This window comes from Dehalococcoides sp. UCH007, from assembly GCF_001010485.1.
Lineage (GTDB): Bacteria > Chloroflexota > Dehalococcoidia > Dehalococcoidales > Dehalococcoidaceae > Dehalococcoides > Dehalococcoides mccartyi_A.
Genome location: NZ_AP014722.1, coordinates 277,583 through 301,851 on the forward strand (window position 1 = coordinate 277,583; position 24,269 = coordinate 301,851).

26 protein-coding genes and 1 other RNA gene are annotated in these 24,269 nt (G+C 49.0%); 14 read left to right on the plus strand and 13 right to left on the minus strand.

All coding sequences use genetic code 11. The annotated features are described in order from the left end of the window. The 6 genes from UCH007_RS01450 to UCH007_RS01475 all read left to right on the plus strand — a co-directional run bounded on the left by UCH007_RS01450 (position 1) and on the right by UCH007_RS01475 (position 4,571). Positions 1 to 471 carry a hypothetical protein gene (locus UCH007_RS01450; protein ID WP_046960874.1) on the plus strand — a complete coding sequence of 157 codons (471 nt, stop codon included), beginning with the start codon at positions 1 to 3 and terminating at the stop codon, positions 469 to 471. Between the two features lie 2 nt (positions 472 to 473). Next, the gene (locus UCH007_RS01455; protein WP_046960875.1) at positions 474 to 1,394 is read left to right on the plus strand and encodes a major capsid protein; all 921 of its coding nucleotides are present in this window, start codon (positions 474 to 476) and stop codon (positions 1,392 to 1,394) included. Between the two features lie 67 nt (positions 1,395 to 1,461). Beyond that, positions 1,462 to 2,061 (plus strand): phage adaptor protein, encoded by a 600-nt coding sequence (locus UCH007_RS01460; protein WP_046960876.1) that lies wholly within the window; start codon positions 1,462 to 1,464, stop codon positions 2,059 to 2,061. A gap of 46 nt (positions 2,062 to 2,107) precedes the next feature. Further along, the gene (locus UCH007_RS01465) at positions 2,108 to 2,347 is read left to right on the plus strand and encodes a hypothetical protein (RefSeq protein ID WP_012881633.1); all 240 of its coding nucleotides are present in this window, start codon (positions 2,108 to 2,110) and stop codon (positions 2,345 to 2,347) included. Further along, entirely contained in the window at positions 2,348 to 4,348 is a 2,001-nt protein-coding gene (locus tag UCH007_RS01470) for a hypothetical protein (protein WP_046960877.1), read from the plus strand. It abuts the gene before it with no gap. A 10-nt stretch (positions 4,349 to 4,358) separates the two neighbouring features. Beyond that, a complete protein-coding gene (locus UCH007_RS01475; protein ID WP_023651915.1) occupies positions 4,359 to 4,571 on the plus strand; it encodes a hypothetical protein in 213 nt (70 codons plus the stop codon). 106 nt (positions 4,572 to 4,677) lie between these two features. On the opposite strand, the gene UCH007_RS01480 is transcribed toward UCH007_RS01475, so the two are convergent. Next, positions 4,678 to 6,051 (minus strand): hypothetical protein, encoded by a 1,374-nt coding sequence (locus UCH007_RS01480; RefSeq protein ID WP_046960878.1) that lies wholly within the window; start codon positions 6,049 to 6,051, stop codon positions 4,678 to 4,680. Then, complete coding sequence (locus UCH007_RS01485) at positions 6,041 to 6,403, minus strand: hypothetical protein (RefSeq protein WP_046961524.1); 363 nt, start codon at positions 6,401 to 6,403, stop codon at positions 6,041 to 6,043. Before UCH007_RS01485 ends, UCH007_RS01480 begins: the two co-directional genes overlap by 11 nt. Before the next feature lie 107 nt (positions 6,404 to 6,510). On the opposite strand from UCH007_RS01485, the gene UCH007_RS01490 reads away from it, so the two are divergent. From UCH007_RS01490 to rnpB, 3 genes are all read left to right on the plus strand, one after another. Continuing rightward, complete coding sequence (locus UCH007_RS01490) at positions 6,511 to 7,206, plus strand: zinc ribbon domain-containing protein (RefSeq protein WP_046960879.1); 696 nt, start codon at positions 6,511 to 6,513, stop codon at positions 7,204 to 7,206. Between the two features lie 33 nt (positions 7,207 to 7,239). Continuing rightward, positions 7,240 to 7,629: a ribonuclease HI family protein gene (locus UCH007_RS01495; protein ID WP_260675774.1), complete on the plus strand. Its 390-nt coding sequence runs from the start codon at positions 7,240 to 7,242 to the stop codon at positions 7,627 to 7,629. Positions 7,630 to 7,722: 93 nt separating this feature from the next. Further along, positions 7,723 to 8,077: RNase P RNA component class A (gene rnpB / locus UCH007_RS01500), an RNA gene on the plus strand. Positions 8,078 to 8,145: 68 nt separating this feature from the next. Here rnpB and UCH007_RS01505 read toward each other — a convergent pair. Continuing rightward, positions 8,146 to 8,724, minus strand: a complete 579-nt coding sequence (locus UCH007_RS01505; RefSeq protein ID WP_046960880.1) for a DUF4328 domain-containing protein — start codon at positions 8,722 to 8,724, stop codon at positions 8,146 to 8,148. 367 nt (positions 8,725 to 9,091) lie between these two features. On the opposite strand from UCH007_RS01505, the gene UCH007_RS01510 reads away from it, so the two are divergent. The 5 genes from UCH007_RS01510 to UCH007_RS01530 all read left to right on the plus strand — a co-directional run bounded on the left by UCH007_RS01510 (position 9,092) and on the right by UCH007_RS01530 (position 14,879). Continuing rightward, positions 9,092 to 9,334, plus strand: a complete 243-nt coding sequence (locus UCH007_RS01510) for a hypothetical protein (RefSeq protein WP_023651922.1) — start codon at positions 9,092 to 9,094, stop codon at positions 9,332 to 9,334. A gap of 97 nt (positions 9,335 to 9,431) precedes the next feature. Next, entirely contained in the window at positions 9,432 to 10,565 is a 1,134-nt protein-coding gene (locus tag UCH007_RS01515) for a S41 family peptidase (RefSeq protein WP_046960881.1), read from the plus strand. A gap of 116 nt (positions 10,566 to 10,681) precedes the next feature. Continuing rightward, positions 10,682 to 11,722, plus strand: a complete 1,041-nt coding sequence (gene pheS / locus UCH007_RS01520) for a phenylalanine--tRNA ligase subunit alpha (protein WP_023651924.1) — start codon at positions 10,682 to 10,684, stop codon at positions 11,720 to 11,722. Position 11,723: 1 nt separating this feature from the next. Further along, positions 11,724 to 14,153: a phenylalanine--tRNA ligase subunit beta gene (gene pheT, locus UCH007_RS01525; RefSeq protein WP_046960882.1), complete on the plus strand. Its 2,430-nt coding sequence runs from the start codon at positions 11,724 to 11,726 to the stop codon at positions 14,151 to 14,153. 90 nt (positions 14,154 to 14,243) lie between these two features. Beyond that, positions 14,244 to 14,879 carry an inorganic diphosphatase gene (locus UCH007_RS01530; protein ID WP_012881645.1) on the plus strand — a complete coding sequence of 212 codons (636 nt, stop codon included), beginning with the start codon at positions 14,244 to 14,246 and terminating at the stop codon, positions 14,877 to 14,879. A gap of 65 nt (positions 14,880 to 14,944) precedes the next feature. Here the strand turns inward: UCH007_RS01530 and UCH007_RS01535 are convergent, their stop codons facing one another. From UCH007_RS01535 to rpsB, 10 genes are all read right to left on the minus strand, one after another. After that, entirely contained in the window at positions 14,945 to 16,654 is a 1,710-nt protein-coding gene (locus UCH007_RS01535; RefSeq protein ID WP_041330609.1) for a proline--tRNA ligase, read from the minus strand. 90 nt (positions 16,655 to 16,744) lie between these two features. Then, entirely contained in the window at positions 16,745 to 17,791 is a 1,047-nt protein-coding gene (ispG, locus tag UCH007_RS01540) for a flavodoxin-dependent (E)-4-hydroxy-3-methylbut-2-enyl-diphosphate synthase (RefSeq protein ID WP_046960883.1), read from the minus strand. A 36-nt stretch (positions 17,792 to 17,827) separates the two neighbouring features. Beyond that, complete coding sequence (locus UCH007_RS01545; RefSeq protein ID WP_046960884.1) at positions 17,828 to 18,865, minus strand: M50 family metallopeptidase; 1,038 nt, start codon at positions 18,863 to 18,865, stop codon at positions 17,828 to 17,830. Beyond that, positions 18,866 to 19,999 carry a 1-deoxy-D-xylulose-5-phosphate reductoisomerase gene (locus UCH007_RS01550; RefSeq protein ID WP_046960885.1) on the minus strand — a complete coding sequence of 378 codons (1,134 nt, stop codon included), beginning with the start codon at positions 19,997 to 19,999 and terminating at the stop codon, positions 18,866 to 18,868. Continuing rightward, entirely contained in the window at positions 19,984 to 20,787 is an 804-nt protein-coding gene (locus UCH007_RS01555) for a phosphatidate cytidylyltransferase (RefSeq protein ID WP_012881650.1), read from the minus strand. Before UCH007_RS01555 ends, UCH007_RS01550 begins: the two co-directional genes overlap by 16 nt. 3 nt (positions 20,788 to 20,790) lie before the next feature. After that, positions 20,791 to 21,501, minus strand: a complete 711-nt coding sequence (locus tag UCH007_RS01560) for an isoprenyl transferase (RefSeq protein WP_046960886.1) — start codon at positions 21,499 to 21,501, stop codon at positions 20,791 to 20,793. Positions 21,502 to 21,566: 65 nt separating this feature from the next. Next, a complete protein-coding gene (gene frr, locus UCH007_RS01565) occupies positions 21,567 to 22,124 on the minus strand; it encodes a ribosome recycling factor (RefSeq protein WP_023651931.1) in 558 nt (185 codons plus the stop codon). A gap of 1 nt (position 22,125) precedes the next feature. Further along, a complete protein-coding gene (gene pyrH, locus UCH007_RS01570; protein WP_012881653.1) occupies positions 22,126 to 22,851 on the minus strand; it encodes a UMP kinase in 726 nt (241 codons plus the stop codon). A 14-nt stretch (positions 22,852 to 22,865) separates the two neighbouring features. Further along, positions 22,866 to 23,369, minus strand: a complete 504-nt coding sequence (gene tsf, locus UCH007_RS01575; RefSeq protein ID WP_046960887.1) for a translation elongation factor Ts — start codon at positions 23,367 to 23,369, stop codon at positions 22,866 to 22,868. Between the two features lie 24 nt (positions 23,370 to 23,393). Next, the gene (rpsB, locus tag UCH007_RS01580; protein WP_010936156.1) at positions 23,394 to 24,131 is read right to left on the minus strand and encodes a 30S ribosomal protein S2; all 738 of its coding nucleotides are present in this window, start codon (positions 24,129 to 24,131) and stop codon (positions 23,394 to 23,396) included. Positions 24,132 to 24,269 lie beyond the last annotated feature (138 nt).

Genomic DNA, 24,269 nt, shown 5'->3' on the forward strand with positions numbered 1-24,269 from the left:
ATGAAAAAGAAAGGAGTGCAGGTGAAGACAACTGAAAAAGCAACGGAAGGCTTAGCTTCTGAAATAGAGGCAGTTGCCCAGGAGGATTCAGCCGAAAGCATGGATAGCCTTAGGGAACGGCTGGCCCTAAGCCAGAGCCGGGCGGAAGAACTTTTAGAGAGCAGCCGTGAAGCCTGTGAGCGGGTAACCCAACTGGAGACCGAACTGAGGCTGGCGGTGGAAAGCTACCGCAGGCTGATGGTTGAACAAAACCCGGAGGTGATACCTGAGCTTATCAGCGGGCAAACGGTAGAGGAGATAAACCGATCTTTAGAGCTTTCCCGCAAACTGGTGGCCAGGGTCAAGCAAAGCCTTGAAAAAGAGGCGGTGCTTGCCAGAGTGCCGCTGGGTCAGGCATCCCGGCAGAAACCGGATTTTTCGTCACTTTCTGCCCGGGAAAAAATAAAATATGCAGTAGGAGGAACTAATTAAATATGGCAATTTCATTAACCGAGGCTTCCAAGCTTTCAAATGATATTCTCAAGCAGGGGGTTATAGAGACTATCGTCAGGGAGTCTCCTGTTTTGGCGGTTATGCCCTTTGTAGAGGTGATGGGTAACGGGCTGACCTATAACCAGGAGAAAACCCTGCCGGATATCAGCTTTTACGATACCGGTGACACCTGGGATGAATCTACCCCCACCTTTGAGCAGAAAACTGCCCAGCTGAAGATTATGGGCGGTGATGCGGATGTGGACAATTTCCTGAAGACTACCAGAAGCAATGTTCAGGATTTGGAAACGGCCATTATTGAGCTGAAGGCCAAAGCCCTTAAGGATAAGTTTGAAGAGGTGTTTATTTACGGTGATTCGGCGCTAAGCTCAAAGCAGTTTGACGGCTTAAGGAAGCTGATTAATCCTGCTTCGGCCAGTGCTCAGGTGGTGGCCGCCGGGGCTTCGGGTGCCAGTCTGACCCTGGCCAAACTGGACGAACTGGTGGATGCGGTAAAGGGCGGCAAGCCTGATATGCTCCTGATGAGCCGCCGCAGCCGCCGCAAGCTGAATGCCCTTTTGCGGGCTGGCGGCGGTATGCTGGAGACTGACCGGGATAAATGGGGTAACTTTATCCAGTTTTGGGACGGTATACCTATAGGGGTAAGTGACTGGATTTTAGATACCCATGTAGTTGCCGAAGGGCTGGAAACGGCTACTTCAGGCGGCGGCTGTTCCGCCATTTATGCCGTGCAGTTTGGCGAAGGCGGTCTTTGCGGCCTGAGCAGCCCCGGCTTTATTCAGGTGGAGGCTTTGGGTTCACTGGAAGACAAGGATGCCAGCCGTACCCGGGTTAAATGGTATTGCTCGCTGGCCCTTTTCAGCGCGGTCAAGGCGGCTGCCCTTATCGGGGTAACGGACTAATAGTTTTTAGCAGAGCGGGGGGCGGGGTTAATTTTGGCCTTCCCCCGCTTTTATTATGGAGGTAAATATGAATCTGGTTGAAATGCGTACTCTGGTACGCCGTGATTTACATGACGAAGATGAGGCTAACCGGCGCTGGACAGATGCCGAACTGGACCGCCACATAGGACATGCCCTGGAGGAACTTTCGCGGAGTGTCCCCTTTGAAACCGAGTGCCTGATACCGGTAACGGACGGAGACAGGGAATTCACCTTAAGTACCCTTGAGGGATTTATCCGCTTGCAGGCGGTAGAGTACCCCATAGACAGCTACCCGCCGGTTTTCCACCGTTTTGATTGCCGGGCGGACAAACTGAAGCTGCTGGATGAGGTTTTGCCCGAAGCGGGCTATATACGGCTGTATTACTCTGCTGCCCATACCATGACCGCAGAAAACACCAGTTTGCCGTCTTATCTGGAGGATTTGGTAGCTATCGGGGCGGAAGGGTTTGCCAGCCTGGAATGGGCAGTTTTCTGCGTAAACAGGGTAAACAGCGGGGGTACAGATACGCCCAAGGTTTTTGAAGCTATAGGGAGGGAGAGACTGGCGTATTTCAGAAATGAACTTAAGCGGCTTTGCAGCCAAAATAAAGTCAGGGTGAGCAGTTTTTTTACGCCCGCTGCTTAGGCGGGCAGATTGTATAAGATAAACAGGATGAAGGAGGAAGATAGATATGAATTTGTACCGTGAATTATGGAGCCGTATCGGCGGCCGCCCCTGGACTTATATCCTGAGGGACTTATGGCATAAATACGAAGGGCTTTGTATTCTGGCACTGGTTGCCGGCGGGGCATTTCTGGGGCATTGGCTCTGGCACAGTGTTTTGTGGTATTTACTGAATTTTACTTTCGGGTATATTGCAGGGCATCTTTTCTGGGGGAAAGATTATATACCTGACCAGAAGGGGGATTAAATGTATCCGCTGAGTCCGTCACTTTTATCCGCCCAGCAATCAGGCTGTGCCTCTCCCAATATAAAACTGACGGTCCGAAACCGTTTGGGCGGTGCGTCCAAGCTCAGGTGGGAGGAAATATATGCCGGTACCCAGGCTGAAGGTTATCACTCCATAGCCATAGCCGAAGACGGGGCTATGATACGTATCCGTCTGGGAGATAACCCGGATAACTACAAGCTCTATTTTCAGCGGGTTGCCCAGCCGGGGCCTGGGGCTGATTTTGGGCAGTGGACATATAGCGGTTCATATTTTTTCAGCCGGGCGGATGTGGCTAGCTTTGGCAGCAAAGTTTACGTGGTGGCCATAGATTATTATCGCAATATATTTATCTTTGAAAGTACAAATAACGGCCAGACCTGGTTAGCCCCGGTAAAGATAGGCACCAGTAATAACTCACAGGTTTACGGGTTATCCATAGCCTTTAAGCCCAGCGGGGATATGGTGGTATTTTATATTGAGTTTAATACGCTGTGTTATAAAAAACGGGTGAATGGCAACTGGCAGTCGCGCCAGCAGTGGGATAAATCTACGGGTGCACTCTCAGGAGTGAGCGCGGTGTATGATGGTGACTGGCGGCTGGTAGTTTCGGGTAATGATACCTCGGGTTGCTCCAAGGTTTGGAGTTTGAGTTTGGGTGACGGGGCTGATTTCGGAGTTGGGATCTGGTCTTCCCTGTACGAATTTGCATCTGCCCCGGCCGGAGGGCTTTACAGCTACAGTGCGGTCTCTATGGACTGTCCGGATGTATTTAGGGTGTGTTATCTGGAAAATTATACCGGAAATGTGGCAGATAAACGGGCATTTCTGAGCCATCTGGTAGTGGATAACAGTTTTAGCGATAACATCTGGTGTGAAAGCGTGCCTACCAGCATGAACAGCGAATTTGGCTTCGCGATGGAACATGACGGTCAATACGTATATCTGGCGGGAGTAAACCGTATTTACCGTGCCAAAATTGCCCAGAACAGCCTGGAAATAGGGGCGGATATACTGAAGTTGGAATCTATTTGCGGCAGCCTGAAAGGGAGTTTGGCGGCAGAGCTGGATAATTCAAGCGGCCGTTATAACTCAGCTGGCAGCGGCGAACTGGATATGCTCTCACCTGGCAGTGAAATTGAATTCGCCCCTGGTTATGAAACCGTAAATGGGGCTGAACACGGTCCGGGGCAGTTATATATTATCCAGAGTCTGGAAAGACGTATTTCAGAAGGCAAGTCCAGCCTGCTGATATGGGCTGAAGACTCTTTTTGCCGTTTGAAAAGGTGGCGGGCAACCAACCAGATGCGCTGGAACCGCAGCTCTTCCCAGCTTTCGGTCAGAGGGATAATGGGGTATGTCTTAAGCAAAGCGGGTATCCGCATGGACGTGCTGAGTGCATCCGCCCAGCTGGATAATTTCTACCCTGATTTTACTATACATGTGGGTGATGACGGGTTTGGACTTTTGGGTAAACTGCTTAGTTTTGTGCCTGATTTGGTGTTTCTACAGGGGCACTGTGTTTATTCACTTTATCCGCAGGAAGCAGATAGTCCGGTTTACAGTTACGGGTTTAATCATCCGGTATATAGCGGGATTTACGCAGATACTTTTACTGAAGTAAATAGAGTGGTGCTGGAAGGGATGGACTCTTCTTCCCATCTGTTTATGGTGCAAGGGTTTCTTTGGGATGAGATTTACCAGAATCATGACCTGACTCTAAGGCTCTATGACCGGAATATAAATACTTTGGCCCAGGCAGAAGAGAGACTGGACAGCTGTTTCAGAAAGGCGGTTTTAAAACAGCAAATGGGGCAGATAGTTGTGCCTATGAATTGCGGGCAGCAGCTTTTTGATGTGGTAAATATAAATCAGTTGGAAAGTGGTTTGGAAACGTTTGTCCGCCGTATAAACGGCATCCGTATGGTTTACGAGCCGGGCAAAGGTATATACCGGCAGGAATTAAGTTTGGGTAGGGTATAAGGAGATATAAATGGAGATTAAACGGGCAGTACTCAAAGGTTTTAATTCTGCAGCTTATACCGCTTCTATCCAGCTGGCGGGTGATTATAAGTCTATGTTGGAAGAGGTGAAGGTTGCTAAAAATATCCCTTCGGTTGAAATGCTGGCCGGGCGGAACTTGGGGGTCTGGTTTCTTGATGACCATAATACCAAAGATATTCTGGTGATAGCGGTGTATTTATAACCGGGGCAGGTATAGTCTAGCTTTAGTATGTGCAATAAAGGTGCAAGCCATTTCCCCGGCTTGCACCTTTTATATTTATCGGGTAAGAGCGGATGGCAGGGTGATATCAGTTTGAGCCTTTGGCACTTCTGGGGGAATAGGCTTCGGCTGCCTCCAGGCAGAGCGCCAGACTCATCAGGTAGTCATCGTGCCCGCGGGTGGTTTCTACGTAAAAATTCATCTGCTGGCTTTGGCGGTAGTCTGCCCGTGCTAGCTCCATTTCCTGCCAGAACAGGGCATATTCGGCACTGCCATTGGATGCATACATCTTCAACCTGCCTGAATTTACAGCCGAAAGCAAATTAAAGCCCAGCCGTGATTTTGAAGACGACTGGAAAACAAACGGCAGAATACGGCTGCCCAGGGATTCCCTCAGGAAGGAAGCTACCGGCTGTCCCAACCCGGTGGCATCTACTGCCACTTTGCGGCATTTCCAGACCTTGCCCAGCAGTTCCACCAGTTTTTCATAAAGCAAGGCATGGCGCGCTCCCTGCCAGCTATAGTGGCAGACCAGCTTTAGTTGAGGCAGATTACAGCGCTCTTTGGCAAATGTATAATCCAGCTCTGCAATGGTAAGCACGCTTGAGTCCCGCCGCAGGTTTACAGTTGCAGGCAAATCACCATCTATTTGTCCATCTTCACCTGCTAGGTCCAGCCCGGCTACATATACCTTGCCATTTTCGGGGTAGATTTGGCAGGGGTGGCGGCCTTTAAGCAAATCAAGCTGTTCGCTGCTGAACATGCCCCCGCCGCCGCTTACCGGAAGCAAGCGGTACTGGGTGAGGAACAGGGGGTGATTTTCTCCCAGCCGGTCTTTTTCAGACAGGGCATATGCCAGATAAGCCGGGTTGTGGGCGGCAACTTCTTCCCAGTCATAACGGAAATGCCGTTTAAGCCCGTCTTTTTGTTCTTTTTCTATATTCTGCCTTTTTATTTCTTCAAGCAGGCTGGTGTTGTCCCAGGTAGTGCCGTAAAGAACAGTGGTAACATTGGTGGTGGCACCCATGGGTTTAAATTCCTTGCTGTATTTTTCCTGGTTTACGTCCTGGGCTTCGTCTACCTCAAGCAGCAGGTGGGCGGTATTGCCCACCACATTGGCACTAGGTTCGGCAGAAAGAAAAACCGCTCTGGCCTGATTAAGCCTGATAATATACCCGCCCTCGGTCTGGTATATGTCTCCAAAACCGGCCTCGTTCAGGCGGTCTTTCAGTCTCATCATGGAGATATTCAACTGAGGTTTGAAGGTAGGGGCGCATTTAACCAGATTTTTGGGCTCAAACATGAAAAGAGTCAGCAGCAAAAGTTCCAGTTGGGACGAAAGTTCATTTTTTCCGCCCTGCCGGGCTATTTCCACGCTGAAGGTTTGTCCCTGCCGGTTAAATATACTCTGCAATACTGCCCTGGCAATATCCTGCTGGTAGGGGCGAAGTCTATTTATCAAAGGTTGCCTTTATAATGCCCAGCGGTACCGCTACATCCCTGAGGACATTGAAAATAGCTTCCCTTAACCCGCCCTTGTCCTGCCGGCTGATATTGTAACGGGCGGAAAGCAGGCGTGACAAGGTGGTAACGGCCTGCATGAGCAGTTTTAAGTTATCAGGGTCATGGCGGAGGATAGATTTTATTTTTACCCGCAGCAGGGCAATTTCTTCGTCAATGCCTTCCGCCAGGGTGGCCTGCTCATAGTCCTCCAGTTCATCGGTATCCAGTACACGTGAATAGAAGCCGTGTTTGCGGGCATTCTGGTTGCCGTAGGGAGCGCCTTTTTTTCTTTCAACAAACTCTTGTGTCATAGTGGTGAAATAATAGCACAAATGTTCTAATATCGGCTATAATTATCTGTCACTCCTTAGATAGTTATTGCCAAAGTGCTATACAGGACTTACAATAGTGGGCAAGTATGCAACTAGCAAAAGAGCTTTTTCAATTGCAAGAACTGGAGCTGGATTTGGAGTCTCACCTAATGCAGGCTTCCAAATTACGGGCAATCCTGCAGGATGATTCCGCCCTCAAGCAGGCTGAAAATGTTTTGGCTGAAGCGGCCGCTCTCCTGAAAGAACAGCAGGCTGCCTTGCGTGAACTTGAAAGCCAGTCTGCTGATTTGGATGCCAAAATAAACGAAGTTAAGAAAAACCTCTATTCAGGGCGTATCAACAATCCTAAAGAGCTTTCCAATCTTAGTAGAGAACAGGAAAGCTTGGAGGCAAAACGTACTCAGGTAGATGACCAGGCACTTGAGGGTATGGATAGGCTTGAAGAACTGCAGACAAATTGCAATCAGATAATGGAAAATCTGGTTGCTGTCCGCGCTCTCTGGCAGCAAAGCCAGACCCAAAATACCCAAGCTCTTGAACTGACCCTTTCCGAGATAGAAAAGCTCAAAAACGAACTGCATGAATTCCTTACCCGTTTTGACCAGTCAGATTTAGCTCTTTTCCAAACTCTGCGTAAAAGCAAGGGCAGAGCCGTTTCAAAAGTGGAACAAGGAAATTGCCGCGGCTGCGGTTTGAAACTTACGGCTGCTTGGATTCAACGTGCTAGAGCCGGTACTCTGGTGCAGTGCAGCGGCTGCCAGCGAATATTATATTTGGACTGAAAGAAAGGTATCTGAAAGATTAGCAAAATCATTATAAACACAGACGGGGCATCAAGGGGTAATCCCGGCCCGGCTTCCATTGGAGTAACCCTCAAAGACGAAAAATATAATCTGGTTGCCTGTATATCCAAGGCTATCGGCAATACCACCAACAATCAGGCCGAATATCAGGCCCTATTGGCCGGGCTGGAAAAGGCCTTTTCTCTGGGCGCAAAGGAACTGGAAATACGTTCGGACTCCGAGCTTCTGGTAAAACAGATAAAAGGTGAATACCGCATGAAGAATGAGGGGCTTAAACCCTTATTCAGCAAGGCGGTTTCCTTGCTGGGGCGGTTTGAGAGCTACCACATAAAGTATATACCCCGCGCCCAAAACTCCGAGGCGGATGCTCTGGCAAACAAGGCACTTGACGGTGGGAATTAAGAATTAGCTCAAACTAAGGGAGTAACTCCCCCTTGTTATTTGCATAGAATCTGTTTGTGCGGGTGGGGTATATCTCTGCTATACTAAGCTTGCCAAGCAGACCGGATGGCTGCCCGCTTTTATGGCGGGAGGAAAGTCCGAGCTCCTCCAGACAGGATGCTGGGTAACACCCAGGAGGGGCGACCCTACGGAAAGTGCAACAGAAACATACCGCCTGTGCAAACAGGTAAGGGCGAAATGGTGAGGTAAGAGCTCACCGGCAGTCCGGGTGACCGGCTGGCCGGGTAAACCCCGTCCGGAGCAAGGCCAAATAGGGGAACTTAAGGCAGTCTGGCCTGTTCCCGGGTTGGCCGCATGAACCAGCTGGTAACAGCTGGTCTAGATAGATGGTCATCGCCCTTGCCTTCGGGTAAGGGTACAGAACTCGGCTTACAGGTCTGCTTGGCTTAAATCTTATTAGTAAACCACTCCTTTTTAAGGGGTGGTTTTGTTATTTAAAGACTATCCAGGCCGGATTCAGCTGGTATATTTAAGCCGGGTGTTTAGATAGGAAAATAGCAAAAGGCTGCTTTCGCTTGCAGCCATTACCGTCATTGCCGTAAACAGGTTGGCTACGTATTCTCTGGCCGGAGCGGAGTCAGGCAGTAAAAGAGATAATACCTGGGGTAAAATAAAGAAGGTAACTGCCAGTAGACAGAGTATCCACCAGATTTTAGGCAGCAAATTTATTTTATATTCAGGCAGGTTATTTTGGGCTTCGGGTGGCAGTTTGCTTAGCTGCCATGTTTCGGCAGTAAACAGCAGCGGAAATACCACATTTACCACGGGTATCAAAAATCCTGGAAATGCCCGTCTGGATCTGTATCTGGGGGTGATAAGGTACAGGTTTACATAATAGGCGTGGCTCAGATGCAGGTAAAATATACCGCATACAAAGCTGGCGGCCAGCAGTATGTCTAAGCCCGCAATAGTCCGGTCCATGCCTTCTTCACAGAGATGCACATGTAACGGAATAATAATATCAGCCGGGCTGATATCGTCCAGATAGCTGCTCAGGTTTGCCTGCTGGATAGGCAAAGATATGCCGCCTAACATAGATAACCCCAGCAGCGACGGCAAGACCCAAACCCGTACTTTCAGCCGGGGGTTCTTTTTGTCTTGAGCAGTAATCAGCAGGGTAGGGCCTGTTTATTTGGAAATATATATAAATGTACGATAAAAAGACAAATATAGCAATCAATATCAGTTTATCCAGATTTTGGCTGCCGCTAAATGGTTTTCTTTAGTAATAAAATCAGCTGCTCTTAAGGCTTCAAACAGGCTGGCTTTCAAGGCTTAAGAGGCTCAAAATACAAAGATATCAGCCATTATTGAGGTTAGCCAAGGGGTTTGACTGGTTATAAATTATCCCCGGCAACCCTCCTCAGGCGGTTTGCTGCTTTCTAGGTGGTGCTGGGTTATAATGTGTGCAGTTATGGAAGACCTGAATGTTTCTGCTCTGGATTTTGTCAGTTTCTGTCACCGCCGCTGCGGGCAGGAATGGCCTGAACTTTATGATGAGATGTGCCGGGTAGCTGGAAGGAGGCTTTACCGCGGAATGGGGTATTACGAACTGAATAATCTAGGTATCCCGCTGGATTTGGCAAATCTGGACAATACTCTGGCGTTGGTAGACCAATATAAATCAAACCAGAAGTGCTCTTAGCGGCACTTTATATCAAGCGTTATCCGCAGGCACGGAAGTAGTACTTCCGTGCTTTTTGTTTTATGATTAGCACAGGATATTTTACAGGGAGACGTCTATGACTTTAAGAATAAAAGTATTGCTGGGTACTATTTTGGCCATGGTCGGTTTGCTCAGTTCTTTTGCATTGGGTTATCTAAGCGGCGGAACAGCCGTTTTGAACAGTGATGAGAACTTATCCAGTATTGTCACTGCCTGGCAGATTATCACTACCGAATATGTAGAGCCGGATATTATTGACCAGGCGGCTCTGGCTGAAGCAGCTATAAAGGGCATGATGGATGAACTTAATGACCCTCATTCCGTTTATCTGAATGCCGAAGATTATCAGGCCAGTATGGAGTATGATGACGGGCGTTATGTAGGCATAGGTGCTACTGTTCAGATAGAAGACGGGGTGATTATCCTGATTCCTTACGAGGGTTCACCGGCAGCTTTGGCTGGTATACAGGCCGGAGATATTTTACGGGAGGTTGACGGGCAGTCAGTGGCCGGGTTCAGTTTGGCAGACCTGTCCCCGCTGGTAAGAGGAGAAAAGGGGACTTCGTTAACCCTGCTGGTGGAAAGAAGCTCCTCTGACCAGCCGCTGCTGTTTGAAGTCACCCGTGATGAAATACTGATTTCCAGCGTTACCTCCGAAATGATGGGTGATATAGCATATATACGTATCAGCCGTTTCAGCGAAAGAACAGATGAGGAACTGGAGCAGGTGCTTAAAAATCTGGGCAGTGCCGCAGGTATTGTGCTGGATTTACGGGGTAATCCCGGCGGTTTAGTAAGCTCGGTTATAAACGTAGCCAGCCGCTTTGTAAACAGCGGAGTGGTTTTAACCACAGTGGACAATGCCGGAAACTCTGAAGAATACAACATAATTCCCAAGGTAGTGACTACCAGCTTGCCCATGGTAGTTTTGGTAGATCAGTACAGCGCCAGCGGCTCGGAAGCTCTTTCAGGTGCTTTGCAGGACTATGGACGGGCAACTATTGCGGGCAAGACTACTTATGGCAAGGGCAGTGTAAACCGTACTTTTGATGTGACTGATAACACGGGTATTTATCTGACTATAGGCCGCTGGTATACACCCAACGGACGGATGATAGAAGGGCAGGGTATTACCCCGGATATAGAGCTGGAGCTGATCGGTGATGAAGCTATAAGCTGGGCGTTGGGTTTTCTGCATGGGGAAGCTTAAATAGTCTGAAGACGAACGGCAAGATGAAGGCGAAGCTGACATAATGTTAGTTTGTGTTGACCATTCAAAGCTAATAGCATATAATTTTTATAAAAATTTTGATGTGAAGCTGGGCTATGGAAGAAATTAAGAATATCACCGAAATTACCCGAAGTGCCCTTGCCGAACTGGAAGCCATAACGGAACTTAAAGACCTTGAAGCGTGGCGTGTCCGGTATCTGGGCAAGAAAAGCCTGCTGACCGGGGCACTCCGAAATCTGGCCAGTTTGCCTATAGAAGAACGCAAAGCGGCCGGAGCAGCAGCCAATGAAGCCAAGACTGCGCTCGAAGCTGCTTTTTCAGAGAAAGAGCAGCTATCTAAAGAAAAACAGTTTGCCAGCCGCAGTGAGGGGCTGGATATTACTTTGCCCGGCAGACCCTGGCCTATCGGCCGGATACACCCCTTGACCCAGGTTACCAATGAGGTTACCAGTATTTTCGCTACTTTGGGTTTTTCCGTACTGGAAGGACCAGAAATAGAAGATGACTATCATAATTTTGAGGCTCTTAATATTCCGGAAGACCACCCTGCCAGAGAAAATATGCAGACCTTCTGGATAGACCGGCCTAATGAAGACGGCAGGCTGGATACTTTGCTTCGCACCCATACCTCTCCCATGCAGGTGCGCTATATGGAGAAAAACAAACCTCCCATACGGATAGTAGTTCCGGGCAAGGTTTACAGGTATGAAGCTACTGATGCCACCCATATTCCCATGTTTACCCAGGTGGAAGGGCTGGTGGTGGATGAAGGCATTTCCATGGCTCACTTAAAAGGCACTTTGATGGAGTTTTGCCGCCGCTTTTTCGGGGCTAACCGCAAGGTGCGTTTCCGCTGTGACTATTTCCCCTTTGTAGAGCCGGGTGTGGAGGTAGCGGTAAGCTGTACCTGCGGGGGCAAAAAAGAATGCAGCGTCTGCCATGGCTCCGGCTGGTTGGAAATACTGGGGGCGGGCATGGTACACCCCAGGGTGCTGGAGAGGGTAGGTATAGATTCGGAAAAATATACCGGTTTTGCCTTTGGCATGGGGCTGGAAAGATTGCCCATGCTGAGATACGGGATTGATGATATCCGTCTGTTCTACTCTAACGATACTAGATTCTTGAGGCAGTTTTAATATGAAAATACCTTTGAAGTGGCTTAAAGAATATCTTCCCACAGATATGCCGCCGGCCGAGCTGGCCGAACGGATGACTATGGCTGGTACTGAGGTGACAGTGCTGAATTCCCACAAAGATAAATGGCCGAACGTATATGTAGGCCAGATAATGGAAGTAAACCGTCACCCCAATGCTGACCGTCTGGTACTGGTTAAGGTGGATTGGGGGCAGGGGCAGGAAACAGTGGTTACCGGCGCACCTAACTGCAAAGCCGGTGACAAGGTCGTTTTTGCCCGTACCGGTGCAGTCCTGATAGATGGCCACAACGGCAAAGAAATGGTACTTAAGCCGGCTGTTTTGCGGGGGGTGGAATCCTGCGGAATGGTTTGTTCCGAAAGGGAATTGGGACTGTCTGACGAACATGAGGGTATTTTAATACTGCCGACGGATGCTCCGGTGGGTATGCTTGCCAGCGAATATCTGGGTGAGATAATACTTGACCTTGAGCTTACACCTAACCGGGGTGATTTGATGTGTGTAACCGGTGTGGCCAGAGAGCTGGGTGCTCTGATAGACCGTTTGCCTTCTATCAGCACGCCGGATTTTAAAGCAACCGGCAAGGATATCAAAGACAAAATAAATATAGAGATAAAAAACACTAAACTCTGCACCCGTTATACCGCCAGCCTGATAGAGGGAATAAAAATCGGCGAATCACCGGACTGGCTTAAAGAGCGGCTGATTGCCTGCGGTATGCGCCCTATAAACAACGTGGTAGATGCTACCAATTACGTTATGCTGGAATTCGACCAGCCCCTGCACTCCTTTGATTATGACCAGATTAAGTCAAAACACATTATCGTCCGCCCCGCAGCGGAGGGTGAGGTTTTAACCACTCTGGACGGGGTTGAACGCAAACTCAGCCCGGATATGCTCCTTATTACCGAACCGGACAGGATAATTGCCCTGGCCGGGGTAATGGGCGGTGAAAATACCGAGGTAACTGAAAAGACTGTAAATATACTGCTGGAGTCGGCCACCTTTGACAAACAAAGTATTCGCCGTACCGCCAGAGTTTTAAAACTTCAGAGTGAGGCTTCCGCCCGTTTTGAAAAGGGGCTTAGCTTTGAACTTGCGCCTATTGCCCTGAAACGTGCCACTCAGCTAATACTGGAAATAGCTGGCGGACAGGCGGCTTCGGGATTTATAGATGTTATGCCGGTTAATAAAGAGAAGAAGAGCATTGTGCTTTCACTGTCAAAGATTAATCAGGTATTGGGATATGATAGAGAACAGCCTGATACTCATAAAATAGCCAAAAGGCTGGGCTTTGTCTGGATACCCGAATATATCCCCGGTATGGAAGAATTCGGTTATGGCTCAACTGATGACAAGGTGCGCATTTATCCGGGATACTGGCGGATGGACATCGAAACCGATATTGATATGATTGAAGAAGTAGCCAGAATAGCCGGCTATGATACAATACCCAGCCTGTCTCTTGATAAGGCTATTCCCAAAATAGAAATTCCCCCCCTGCCCGGAATGAAACGTTTTCTAAGGCAGATACTTTCGGGGTACGGTTTTCAGGAGCTCATTTCATACTCATTCACCAGCCGCGAAATGCTTTCGCGTGTTTCTTCAGAGGCTGAGTCCGAATGTCTGGCTATCAGCAACCCCATGAGCAGTGAGCAGGAGGTTATGCGCACTAGTTTGCGTCCCAGCCTGTATGCTTCTTTAGCGGCAAACCGCCGTTTTGAAAAAGATGGCCTCAGGCTTTACGAGCTTGGGCGTGTATATCTGCCGAAAGAGAATAATAAACAGGAAGAACCCGAAATGCTGTGTGCCGTTTTAGCGGGCAGTTCATCTGAATCATGGTGGCAGAGAAATACCTCCAACTTTGATTTTTTTGATGTTAAAGGCATTGTGGAAGCAATAATTAGCCGTTTGGGACTTTCGGCTGATTTTGTTATATCTGACGAACCGGGTTTAACCCGCGGGTATCAGGCAAGCGTTCGGGTTGGCGATATGCCGGTGGGTGTACTGGGGCAGGTGAATCCCCAGATTACGGATAAATTTGACTTAACAGAACCGGTATATATGTTTGAAATTAACCTGTCAAAGCTTGTTACCAGGGCCACGGCTCGCCGCAAATTCAGCCCGATCAATCGTTTTCCGGCAGTTGAACGTGATTTGGCTTTGGTGATTGACAGAAGCATTACCAATCTGCAGGTTATTAATATAATTTCCGAATACGATCTGGTAAAAAATGTAGAACTGTTCGATATGTACCAGGGTAAACAGGTAGCTGAAAATAAAAAATCACTGGCTTACCATCTTGTCTTCCAGTCAGATACCCACACGCTGAAAGATGCGGAAGTGGATGGGGTAATGAGCCAGATACTTAGACGGCTGAATACTGAAACCGGAGCAGTTTTGCGTTCCTGAGGGTGTTTGTCTGTATATTAAAAGGGGCTTTTTAAAAAGCCCCTTTTGGTTTTTTAAGCCTGAATAAGGTATTATAAGTACGGAGGAAAAATGTTAAGCGATAGTTCAAAGAAAATTAAAAAAGAAGTTGAAGCCATAAACTCTGACTTTAAGACGATAGTGGGTTGTGGCGAGTCAAAATGCCCTAAACTGAAAAGATTGAAACTGGCAAGTACCCCGGATATTACCCTGACGGTTATGATAGAAATACCCAAGGGTAGCCGAAATAAATATGAATATGATAAAGAACGCAAGATAATCAAGTTTGACCGCATGCTTTTCTCGGCTGTTCATTATCCCAGTGATTACGGTTTTATCGTAGATACTTTGGCCGAAGACGGTGATCCCCTTGATGCCTTGGTTTTAGTTTGGGAACCTACTTTCCCCGGCTGCATGATAGAAACCAAGCCGGTAGGTCTTTTTAAAATGTATGATGAAAAAGGCCCTGACGCAAAGCTGCTCTGCGTGCCTATCGGAGACCCGCACTTTAACTTTATCCGTGACCTTTCGGATGTCCCGCCCCATCTGCTGAAGGAAATATTCCATTTCTTTAATATCTATAAAGAGCTGGAATCAAAGAAAACGGGCGTAGAAGGCTGGGAGGACCGGGAGTCAGCCATTAAGACTTACTGGGAGTCTCACCAGAGATATCTGGATGCACTTAAAGACAAGAAAAAAGAGAAATAAAAAAAGGGGCTTTTAAGCCCCTTAAATTTTTATCTTTTGCCCAAATTCCTGATGGTAAAAGCCGGCTATAGGTTGCTCTCGGATTTGATGGTGGCGATTACCTTCTCCACTACATTATCCAGCGGAACCAGCTCGGATTCTTTGTTCCGGCGGAGCTTGAGTTCCACCCCGCCTTTATCCAGATTGCGGGGGCTTATAGTCAGCCTCAGAGGGATACCTAAGAGGTCTGCATCGTTAAATTTGACCCCGGCTGTAAGTTCGCGGTCATCAAACAGTACTTCCACCCCTTGGGCTTCCAGTTCGGCATACATCTTTTCAGCCGCCTGGCTGACTGCCGGTTTATCCAGGAAAAGCCCGCAGATATATACCTGATACGGGGCAATAGGCATCGGCCAGATAATGCCTTTTTCGTCATGGTTTTGCTCTATGGCGGCGGCCAGCAATCGTCCTACCCCCATGCCGTAGCACCCCATTATTATCGGGTGGCTGATGCCCTCGGCATCTGTGAAGTTTGCCCCGAAACGTTCTGAAAGGAATGTTCCCAGTTTAAAAATATGCCCCACTTCCACCCCCCGTTTGGAGGCAAAAGTGCCGTCACAGAAGGGGCAGGCAGCACCTTCGGCCGCCAGGGCAATATCCGCCATTTTATCTGCCTTGAAATCCCGCCCGAAGTTGACGTTTTTCAGGTGAAAGCCGTCTTTGTTAGCCCCGGCTACAAAGTTAGAGCCGTTTTCAGCAGAGTCATCAGCCACTATCAGGCTATTTTTCAGCCCCACGGGTGATGCAAATCCGGCTGCTATCCCGGCGGCTTTTACTTCGCTGTCTTCCGCAAGACGCAAATCATTGCACTTCAGCAGATTTTTCAGCTTTATTTCGTTTATATCCAAATCTCCCCGTATAACCGCCATCACAAACTTTCCGTCTGCCATGTAAAAGACTGCTTTGAGGGTATTTTCCGGTTTGAGCGAAAGAAAAGCGGCTACCTCTGAAATAGTCTTCTGGCCGGGGGTGGCTACTTCTTCTAAGTCTTTCGGGGGTTCTTTGGGCAGGGTTTTCTTTTTGAACACTGCTTTTTCGGCATTGGCGGCATAATTGCACTTCGGGCAGTAGATGATACTGTCTTCGCCGCTTTCGGCCACAATCATAAATTCGTGTGAGGCCTTTCCGCCTATAGCTCCGCTGTCTGCATCTATTACCATAGATTCCAGACCACAGCGGCGGTATACGCTTTCATAGGCCTGTTTCATGGTCTGGTAGCTTTCGTCCAACCCTTCGGGGCTGGCATCAAAACTATACATATCTTTCATAATAAATTCGCGTACCCGTATCAATCCGCCGCGGGGGCGTGGCTCATCACGGAATTTGGTCTGTATCTGGTAAAGCCGCTGGGGCAGGTCACGGTAACTCTGGATATAGCGGCTGGCAAGGTCGGTTATGACCTCCTCGTGGGTAGGGCCAAGCACCAGATTACGGTCTTTGCGGTCTTTCAAATGGAAAAGGGTCTGCCCGAAGGGGGCTTCGCGTCCGCTTTGCTGCCATATTTCCACTGGCTGAAGTACCGGCATGGCCAGTTCCTGACAGCCTGATTTATTCATTTCCTGCCGGATAATGTTTTCAATTTTCTGTATAGACCGCCAGGCCAGAGGCATAAACGAATACACTCCGGCGGTCAGCTGGGCTATCATACCCGAACGCAGCAGCAGCTGGTGGCTTATAGTTTCGGCATCTGACGGGATTTCACGCTGGGTCTTGCCAAATAACCTGGAATAACGCATATTAAAAGCTCCTTGTAAATAACGGCTTGCCAAGAAGGATTATACCCTAAAATCATCTGCCAAAGAAGCCTGAAAGCGGGGGCGTATAAACTACAGAGAAGCTATTTCCCGCAGCAGGGCATTTACCAGTTCATCTTCGGGAAAGGAGGCTATCTTTTCACCCTTGCGGAATAGCAGCCCCTGTCCTTTGCCGCAGGCTATGCCCAAATCAGCCTCTTTGGCTTCGCCGGGGCCGTTTACGGCACAGCCCATTACGGCCACCCGTATAGGTTTGTCTACTTTGTTCAAGGCTTCCTGTACCCTGGCGGCAATACCCACAATATCCACTTCGGTCCGGGAGCAGGTGGGGCAGCTGACCAGCACCGGGCCGCGCTGCCTTAGGTTCAGGCTTTTCAGTATTTCATAAGCGGCAAATACTTCTTCCTGGGGTGGGGAGGTCAGGGAAACACGGATAGTATCCCCGATGCCCATATAAAGCAGGTTGCCTATGCCCACCGCACTCCGCACCAGACCGGTTTTGGGGGTGCCTGTTTCGGTAATGCCCACGTGAAGCGGGTATGGTATAAGAGGGGCTATCTGGCGGTAGGCTTCAACAGTGGTAGGCACGTCAAAAGCCTTCAGTGAAACCTTAATCAGGCTGAAATCCAGGGCTTCCAGTATCTTTATGTGACCCATGGCGGCTTTGACCATCTTTTGGGCAGTGGTGAGCTCTGGGGGCAGGTCTTTGGGCAGGCTGCCGGCGTTTACCCCGATACGGATTGGGATTTCCCGTTCTTTTGCCGCCCTGACCACCGCTTTAACCCGTTCCGGGTCACCGATATTGCCGGGATTAAGCCTGAGGCCGTCTGCCCCGGCTGAGAGTGCTGCCAGTGCCAGGCGATAATCAAAATGAATATCCGCCACAATAGGTATTCTGACTTCTTTGCGGATAGATTTCAGGGCAGTGGCGGCTTCCATATCCGGTATAGCCAGCCGGATTATTTCACAGCCGCATTCTTCCAGCTCTTTTATCTGGGAAATTGTAGCCGGGATATTGCGGGTATCTGTTTTGGTCATGGACTGGACTGATACCGGGGCATTCCCCCCTATAGTCACATTACCCAGCCGTATTTCAGTACTTTTACGCCGCATAATCATATTTTAAAAGCCTCTTCATAGAGAGTATATCAGAAACTAGCCTTGGATAATGCGTATAATATCCTGAAAGGTTACCGCCAGCATAAGCCCTATCAGCAGGAAAAACCCGGTCATATGGATAAGGTTTTCCACTCTGGGAGAGATGCGTCTGCCGCCCCGTATCCACTCAATAAATACAAACAATATCCGTCCGCCGTCAAGGGCGGGCAGGGGCAGCAAATTGATAATAGCCAGATTCAGGCTGAGAAACGCTGTAAACTCCAGCAGAGGGCCAATCCCGGCACGTGCCACATCCCCAGTCATCTGGGCAAGACCCACCGGCCCCACCACGTCAAAGGGTACACTGCCCATGATAAGGCCCAGTATGGAGTTTTTAAAAAGCACCAGGGTTTCAAAATTTTGCTGTATAGACAGGGGAATGGAATCCAGAACAGACTCGCTTTCGCTTATTATCTGGTAGTCCAGAGTTTGCAGTGAAATACCCACCGGGCCTTCACCGGCCGGCGGCTGCCAGCGGGGAGACAAACTGACAGTACTTTGGGTCTGGTCAGCATGGAGTATGGTTATTTCTATGGTTTGCCCCAGATTCAGCTGGGAAATACGGGAAAATTCGGAGGTGTTTCTTATTTCAGTGCCGTTTACACTCAAAATAGTATCACCCGCTACCAGCCCGGCTAAAGCGGCAGGTGAATCCGGCACTACTTCTTCCACGTTTACCCTACCCACCAGCACGTCATGCGGCACCATCAGGGCAAAGGCAAACAGGACAATGGGTAAAACAGCGTTTACCAAAGCTCCGGCACTGAAAAAGAGCAGACGCTTACCGGCACTTTTTGAGGAAAGGCCTTTATTATTTACGGGGTTATCCTCTACTTTTACAAAACCGCCCAGCGGCAGCCAGTTAAGGCTGTACTCAGTTTGCCCGAATTTGCGGCCGAATACTTTAGGCGGATAGCCAAAGCCGAATTCCTCCACCTTTACCCCTATAGCTTTGGCGGAAAAGAAATGGCCAAGCTCATGGGAGATAACTACTATGGAAAATATAATCAGAAAAGAAACAATGGTTAACAGCATTTATAATTTACCTGCCAGTTCGGTTACTTTGCGGCGTGCCCAGGCATCTGCGGCCAGAATATCATCCAGAGACGGGCTGGCAACAGCCTGATGGGCATCCAGTACTTTGGCTATCAGTTCGGGTATCTGCCCGAAGCTTATTTGTCCCTTCAGGAACATCTCAACAGCCACTTCGTCTGCGGCGCACAGTGCTGCCGGATACGTTTTCCCCTCTTCTCCGGCGGATATAGCCAAACCTAAGCAGGGGAATCTGGTCATGTCTGGCATTTCAAAGTCCAGCTTGCCCACTTCTGCCCAGTTAAGGCGGGGTAGGGTGTGATTGGTCATTCTTTCCGGGTAGGTTAGAGCATACTGAATGGGGAAACGCATATCCGGCCGTGACAGCTGGGCTTTAAGGCTTCCGTCTGCAAACTCCACCATAGAGTGGATAATGCTCTGCGGGTGGATAACCACCTGAATATTCCGTACTGGCATATCGAACAGCCAGCGGGCTTCTATTATCTCCAGTCCTTTGTTCATTAGGCTGGCTGAGTCTATGGTAACCTTAACCCCCATTTTCCACGAGGGATGCCTGAGTGCCTGTTCGGGGGTGACTTTATCTATTTCGTCTTTAGTTAAGGAACGGAAAGGCCCGCCTGAGGCGGTCAGGATAATCCGGGCGGGGGGCGTGACCTCGCCTGATAAACACTGCCAGATAGCGCTGTGTTCACTGTCTACCGGCAGTATTTTAGCTTTGTTTTCCCGTGCGGTGGCGGTTACTATCTCTCCGGCGGAAACGAGGGATTCCTTGTTGGCCAAAGCTATTACCTTGCCGGCTCTGGCGGCGGCAAGCACCGGCTGTAAACCGGTACTGCCGGGTGCGGCCACTACTATTACGTCTGCTTCAGGCAGGGAGGCCATTTCCTCCATGGGGATAAAACGGGCGGTACAGGCATTAGTATCATGGCAGTTTTGGCAGTAGATGTATTCAGGGCGGAATTCGCTCGCCTGTTCTTTCAGCAGGTTTATGTTTGAGCCGCCGGCCAGCCCCAGCACCTTAAATCGGTCTGGCAACGAGCGGATAACTTCCAGAGTCTGGCGGCCGATAGAACCGGTAGACCCCAGTATGACGATTTTCTTTATTGAATGAACCATATTACGTAGTAGTATACCACTATACCGGTAAAAAGCAGGCTGTCCAGGCGGTCCATTATTCCGCCGTGTCCGGGTATCAGATTCCCGGAATCCTTGCAGTGCATATTGCGCTTAAACAGGGATTCAGCAATATCACCGGTTTGTCCGGCTACGCTGACCAAAAGACCTATCAGCATGGATATAAACATACTTATAGGTAGTCCCAGCAAGTCAGCAAAGATCGGAGCTACTATAATGCTGAACACCGCCCCGCCTATAGCCCCTTGCCAGCTTTTGTTGGGGCTAATGGAAGGTGCCATTTTTTGCTTGCCGAAACGGCTGCCAATGAAAAAGGCCATGGTATCAGTGGCGGAAGTGAGTATCAGCGTCCAGAGCACCCATTCACGTCCCATAGGCAGTTCGCGCAGAGCTACCCAGAAACTGGAGAGCAGACCGATATAGATTACCCCGGATAGTGTCCAAGCCCAGCGGGGAAAGGCGTCTGTGCGGTCTTTAAGTGTCAGCAGGTATATGAGTGAGGTCAGGCTGAAAGAGCCCAGCAGAAATGGCAAAATGCCTTCTATCTGCAGGTGAGGGCTGATTACGATAAGCATACCCCAGAAGATACCCAGCGCCTTGAATGGCTGGGACTTAAGGTATACGGTAACGGCATTGTAAAATTCATTTAAAGCCAGGGCCACTACCACTGCCATAGCCAGCGTAAGCCAGGCTATAGGCTGGTCAATCCAGATAACTGCTAAGGCAATAATGGCCAGCAGGCAGCCGCTTAAAACTCGTTTTTTAAGCATGATTTACAAACCACCGAAACGTCTCTGTCGCTGATTAAAGGCAGAGATAGCTTTATCAATTTCTTTTTCGCCGAAATCCGGCCACATTACTTCTGAAAAATACAGCTCGCTGTAGGCAGATTGCCAAATGAGAAAATTGGAAAGCCGTATTTCGCCGCCGGTGCGGATAACTAAATCAGCTTCCGGAATGTCTGCGGTGTACAGGTAGCGGGCAAATACATCTTTGGTTATTTTATCAACAGCTATTCCGTCTTTAACCAGACCTTTTACCGCCTGAATGATTTCATCACGCCCGCCGTAGTCAAATGCCAGACAGAGTGTCAGGCCGGTATTTTGGCTGGTGGCTGAGAGCACACCCTCCAGTTTATGCCTGAGTATTGCGGGCAGTTTATCCAGATGCCCCAGATGCCGTAAGCGGACATTATTTTCCACCAGCTCCGGAATATAAGATGACATAACGTCATTTACCAGCCCGAAAAGTCCTTTTATTTCAGCATCGGGGCGTTTCCAGTTCTCGGTGGAAAAGCTGTATAGGGTGACATATTTGATCCCCAGTGAGTTCAAGTGGCGGATAACCAGTCTGGCATTTTCAAGACCGGCTTTATGTCCGTCTATGCGGCTAAGGCCGCGGCGTTCTGCCCAGCGGCCGTTTCCGTCCATTATTATTGCGATGTGGTTTGGAGGGGTATTATTTATTGTAACTGTTGTGTCCAAGATAAAAACCTCTACCGCAACAGGGGGTTGCCGGACTATCCTTGAGTTTGCCGGGGAATGAAAGGCTAAACTTGCTTTAATTCAGTTTCTTTATCAGCACCCAGCTTGTCGGCTTTGGCAATAAAGCTGTCCGTAATCTTCTGAAGCTGGTCAGAGCCGCGTTTCAGGTCATCCTGAGAGATTTCCTTGGCTTTTTCCAGTTTCTTCATTTCATCCATAGCATCACGGCGGACGTTTCTCATAGCTATTTTGTCTTCTTCCAGCCGCTTATTAACCATTTTAATCATTTCCTGGCGGCGTTCTTCAGACAGGGGAGGAATATTCAGGCGGATAATATTGCCGTCGTTGTTGGGCATAAGGCCCAAATCAGATTTCATAATAGCTTTTTCAATAGCTGAAAGGCAGCTCTTGTCCCATGGCTGGATAGTAATATAACGGGGGTCAGGGGCAGAGATGCCGGCCAGATGATTGATAGGGGTGGGTACGCCTGCGTACTCTACTCTGATATGCTCAACCAGAGCCGGTGACGAACGCCCGGTGCGTATGCCGGAGAGTTCCTGCGAGAGCACATCAAGTGAAGCAGCCATCTTTTTTTCAGATTTTTGTAAAATTTCGTTTATCATACTAAGCCTCGCTGGATATTAATGTACCTATCGGCTGACCGGAAATGGCGCTAACCAGGCTTTCGGAGGACTGAAGGTCAAACACAATAATCGGCAATTTATTATCCAGACAAAGTGAAAGGGCCGTTGCATCCATAACCTGGAGGCGCTTGTTTATAGCTTCCATATGAGTAAGGTGCTGGAACAAGGTAGCTTCGGGGTGTTTTTTAGGGTCAGCGGTATAAACGCCGTCCACCTTATTTTTAGCCATAAGAAGCACACTGGCTTCTATTTCTATGGCACGTAAAGCGGCGGCGGTGTCGGTGGTCATATAGGGGTTGCCGGTGCCTCCGGCAAAGATAACTACCCGCCCTTTTTCCAGATGCCGTATAGCCCGCCTTCGGATATACGGCTCGGCTACCTGCTGGACAGCCAAGGCAGATTGGGTGCGGGTTACGATACCCTCACGTTCCAAGGCGTCCTGCAGGGTAAGGGCGTTTATAATAGTGGCCAGCATACCAGCATAATCGGCTGAAACCCGGTCAATGCCTTCTTTGGCAGCGGTTGCCCCCCGCCAAATATTGCCTCCCCCTACCACAATAGCCACTTCAACACCCATAAGACAGATATGCTTAATCTCCTGGGCAATGCTTCTTACGGTAGGGATATCAATACCGTATCCCGTGGCTCCTTTGAAAGCCTCTCCACTGAGTTTTAACAGGATACGTTTATATTTTATTTCAGCCATAAAAAATACCGGTACTAGCCTCCAAGCTCAAATCGGGCAAACCGCTTCAGGCGGATATTCTCTCCAACCTTGGCAACAGTTTCAATAATGAGACCGTTGATGGTTTTGGAGGGGTCTTTGATGTAAGGCTGAAGCAGCAGGCAGGCGTTTTCGGCTTCAACTTCACAGTCAGCCGGGCGGTCTTCTTCAGACAGGTAAAGCGGACACATGGCCGCAACCTGCATGGCCAGATTGTGGGCCAGTTCCTTAAAGGCATCAGTGCGGGCAACAAAGTCAGTTTCGCAGTTAAGCTCAACCAGCGCACCAATCCGTCCCTGGGTGTGGATATATGATTCCACAATACCCTGGACAGTTTCACGTTCAGCCTTCTTGGCGGCTTTTACCAGGCCTTTCTCCCGGAGAATCTCCTGGGCTTTTTCAACATTGCCATTTGAATCCATCAGAGCGTTGCGGCATTCCATAACGCCTGCGCCGCATTTCTCGCGGAGTTCCTTTATCTGTTCAGCATTGATAGCCAATTTATTAACTCCAGTGTTTATTATTTAACCGGCAGTTTCAGCCTGAGCTTCGCCGGTGGTTTCAACTTCGGTCACCTTCAGGGCGTTCTGGGCTTCGATAACGGAATCAGCCATTTTGGAGCAGATGAGTTTGATAGCTCGCATAGCGTCATCGTTAGAAGGAATAGGATAGTCAACTTCGTCAGGATTGCAGTTGGTATCAACCATAGCCACCAGCGGGACACCCATCCGTTTGGCTTCGGCCATAGCAATCTTTTCTTTAGTGGGGTCTACCACAAAGATTACATCCGGCAGGCGGGTCATCTCTTTGAAGCCGCCCATAGTGCGGTTCAGACGGGCAATTTCCTCAGCCAGTTTCTGAGCTTCTTTCTTGGGCAGACGGTTAAAATCACCCCTGGCCTGCTGGTCTTCCAGCCGTACCAGATAATCAATCCGTGACTGAATGGAGTGGAAATTGGTTAAAATACCACCTGTCCAGCGCTGATTGATAAAATACATGCCGCATCTCTTGGCTTCTTCAGCCAAAATTTCCTGGGCCTGTTTTTTGGTACCGACAAAAAGAACCTTACCGCCTTCACTGACAACCTGATTAATGTAATTGCAGGCTTTGTCCAGCATGACTACGGTCTTTTCAAGGTCAATAATGTGAATACCGTTGCGTTTGGTGAAGATATATTTCTTCATCCGCGGATGCCAGCGGCTGGTCTGGTGACCAAAATGCGCCCCGGCTTCCAGAAGCTCTTTGATGTTTGTAGTTGGCAAGCTCTATCCCCTCCTAGTTAGTTAAAAAACCATTTAATAGCTATATTTACATGATGATAACACAGAAGTATAACACAAGCCTAATTAGCCAGCAACACCGCTTTCGCTAATCAGGCATTTAAAAGCTGTGCCTGATGT

Coding starts and splice junctions, on each gene's coding strand:
- UCH007_RS01450 (WP_046960874.1), top strand. CDS start 1: ATGAAAAAGAAAGGAGTGCAGGTGAAGACAACTGAAAAAGCAACGGAA.
- UCH007_RS01455 (WP_046960875.1), top strand. CDS start 474: ATGGCAATTTCATTAACCGAGGCTTCCAAGCTTTCAAATGATATTCTC.
- UCH007_RS01460 (WP_046960876.1), top strand. CDS start 1,462: ATGAATCTGGTTGAAATGCGTACTCTGGTACGCCGTGATTTACATGAC.
- UCH007_RS01465 (WP_012881633.1), top strand. CDS start 2,108: ATGAATTTGTACCGTGAATTATGGAGCCGTATCGGCGGCCGCCCCTGG.
- UCH007_RS01470 (WP_046960877.1), top strand. CDS start 2,348: ATGTATCCGCTGAGTCCGTCACTTTTATCCGCCCAGCAATCAGGCTGT.
- UCH007_RS01475 (WP_023651915.1), top strand. CDS start 4,359: ATGGAGATTAAACGGGCAGTACTCAAAGGTTTTAATTCTGCAGCTTAT.
- UCH007_RS01485 (WP_046961524.1), bottom strand. CDS start 6,403: ATGACACAAGAGTTTGTTGAAAGAAAAAAAGGCGCTCCCTACGGCAAC.
- UCH007_RS01490 (WP_046960879.1), top strand. CDS start 6,511: ATGCAACTAGCAAAAGAGCTTTTTCAATTGCAAGAACTGGAGCTGGAT.
- UCH007_RS01505 (WP_046960880.1), bottom strand. CDS start 8,724: ATGTTAGGCGGCATATCTTTGCCTATCCAGCAGGCAAACCTGAGCAGC.
- UCH007_RS01510 (WP_023651922.1), top strand. CDS start 9,092: ATGTGTGCAGTTATGGAAGACCTGAATGTTTCTGCTCTGGATTTTGTC.
- UCH007_RS01515 (WP_046960881.1), top strand. CDS start 9,432: ATGACTTTAAGAATAAAAGTATTGCTGGGTACTATTTTGGCCATGGTC.
- pheS (WP_023651924.1), top strand. CDS start 10,682: ATGGAAGAAATTAAGAATATCACCGAAATTACCCGAAGTGCCCTTGCC.
- pheT (WP_046960882.1), top strand. CDS start 11,724: ATGAAAATACCTTTGAAGTGGCTTAAAGAATATCTTCCCACAGATATG.
- UCH007_RS01530 (WP_012881645.1), top strand. CDS start 14,244: ATGTTAAGCGATAGTTCAAAGAAAATTAAAAAAGAAGTTGAAGCCATA.
- UCH007_RS01535 (WP_041330609.1), bottom strand. CDS start 16,654: ATGCGTTATTCCAGGTTATTTGGCAAGACCCAGCGTGAAATCCCGTCA.
- ispG (WP_046960883.1), bottom strand. CDS start 17,791: ATGATTATGCGGCGTAAAAGTACTGAAATACGGCTGGGTAATGTGACT.
- UCH007_RS01545 (WP_046960884.1), bottom strand. CDS start 18,865: ATGCTGTTAACCATTGTTTCTTTTCTGATTATATTTTCCATAGTAGTT.
- UCH007_RS01550 (WP_046960885.1), bottom strand. CDS start 19,999: ATGGTTCATTCAATAAAGAAAATCGTCATACTGGGGTCTACCGGTTCT.
- UCH007_RS01555 (WP_012881650.1), bottom strand. CDS start 20,787: ATGCTTAAAAAACGAGTTTTAAGCGGCTGCCTGCTGGCCATTATTGCC.
- frr (WP_023651931.1), bottom strand. CDS start 22,124: ATGATAAACGAAATTTTACAAAAATCTGAAAAAAAGATGGCTGCTTCA.
- pyrH (WP_012881653.1), bottom strand. CDS start 22,851: ATGGCTGAAATAAAATATAAACGTATCCTGTTAAAACTCAGTGGAGAG.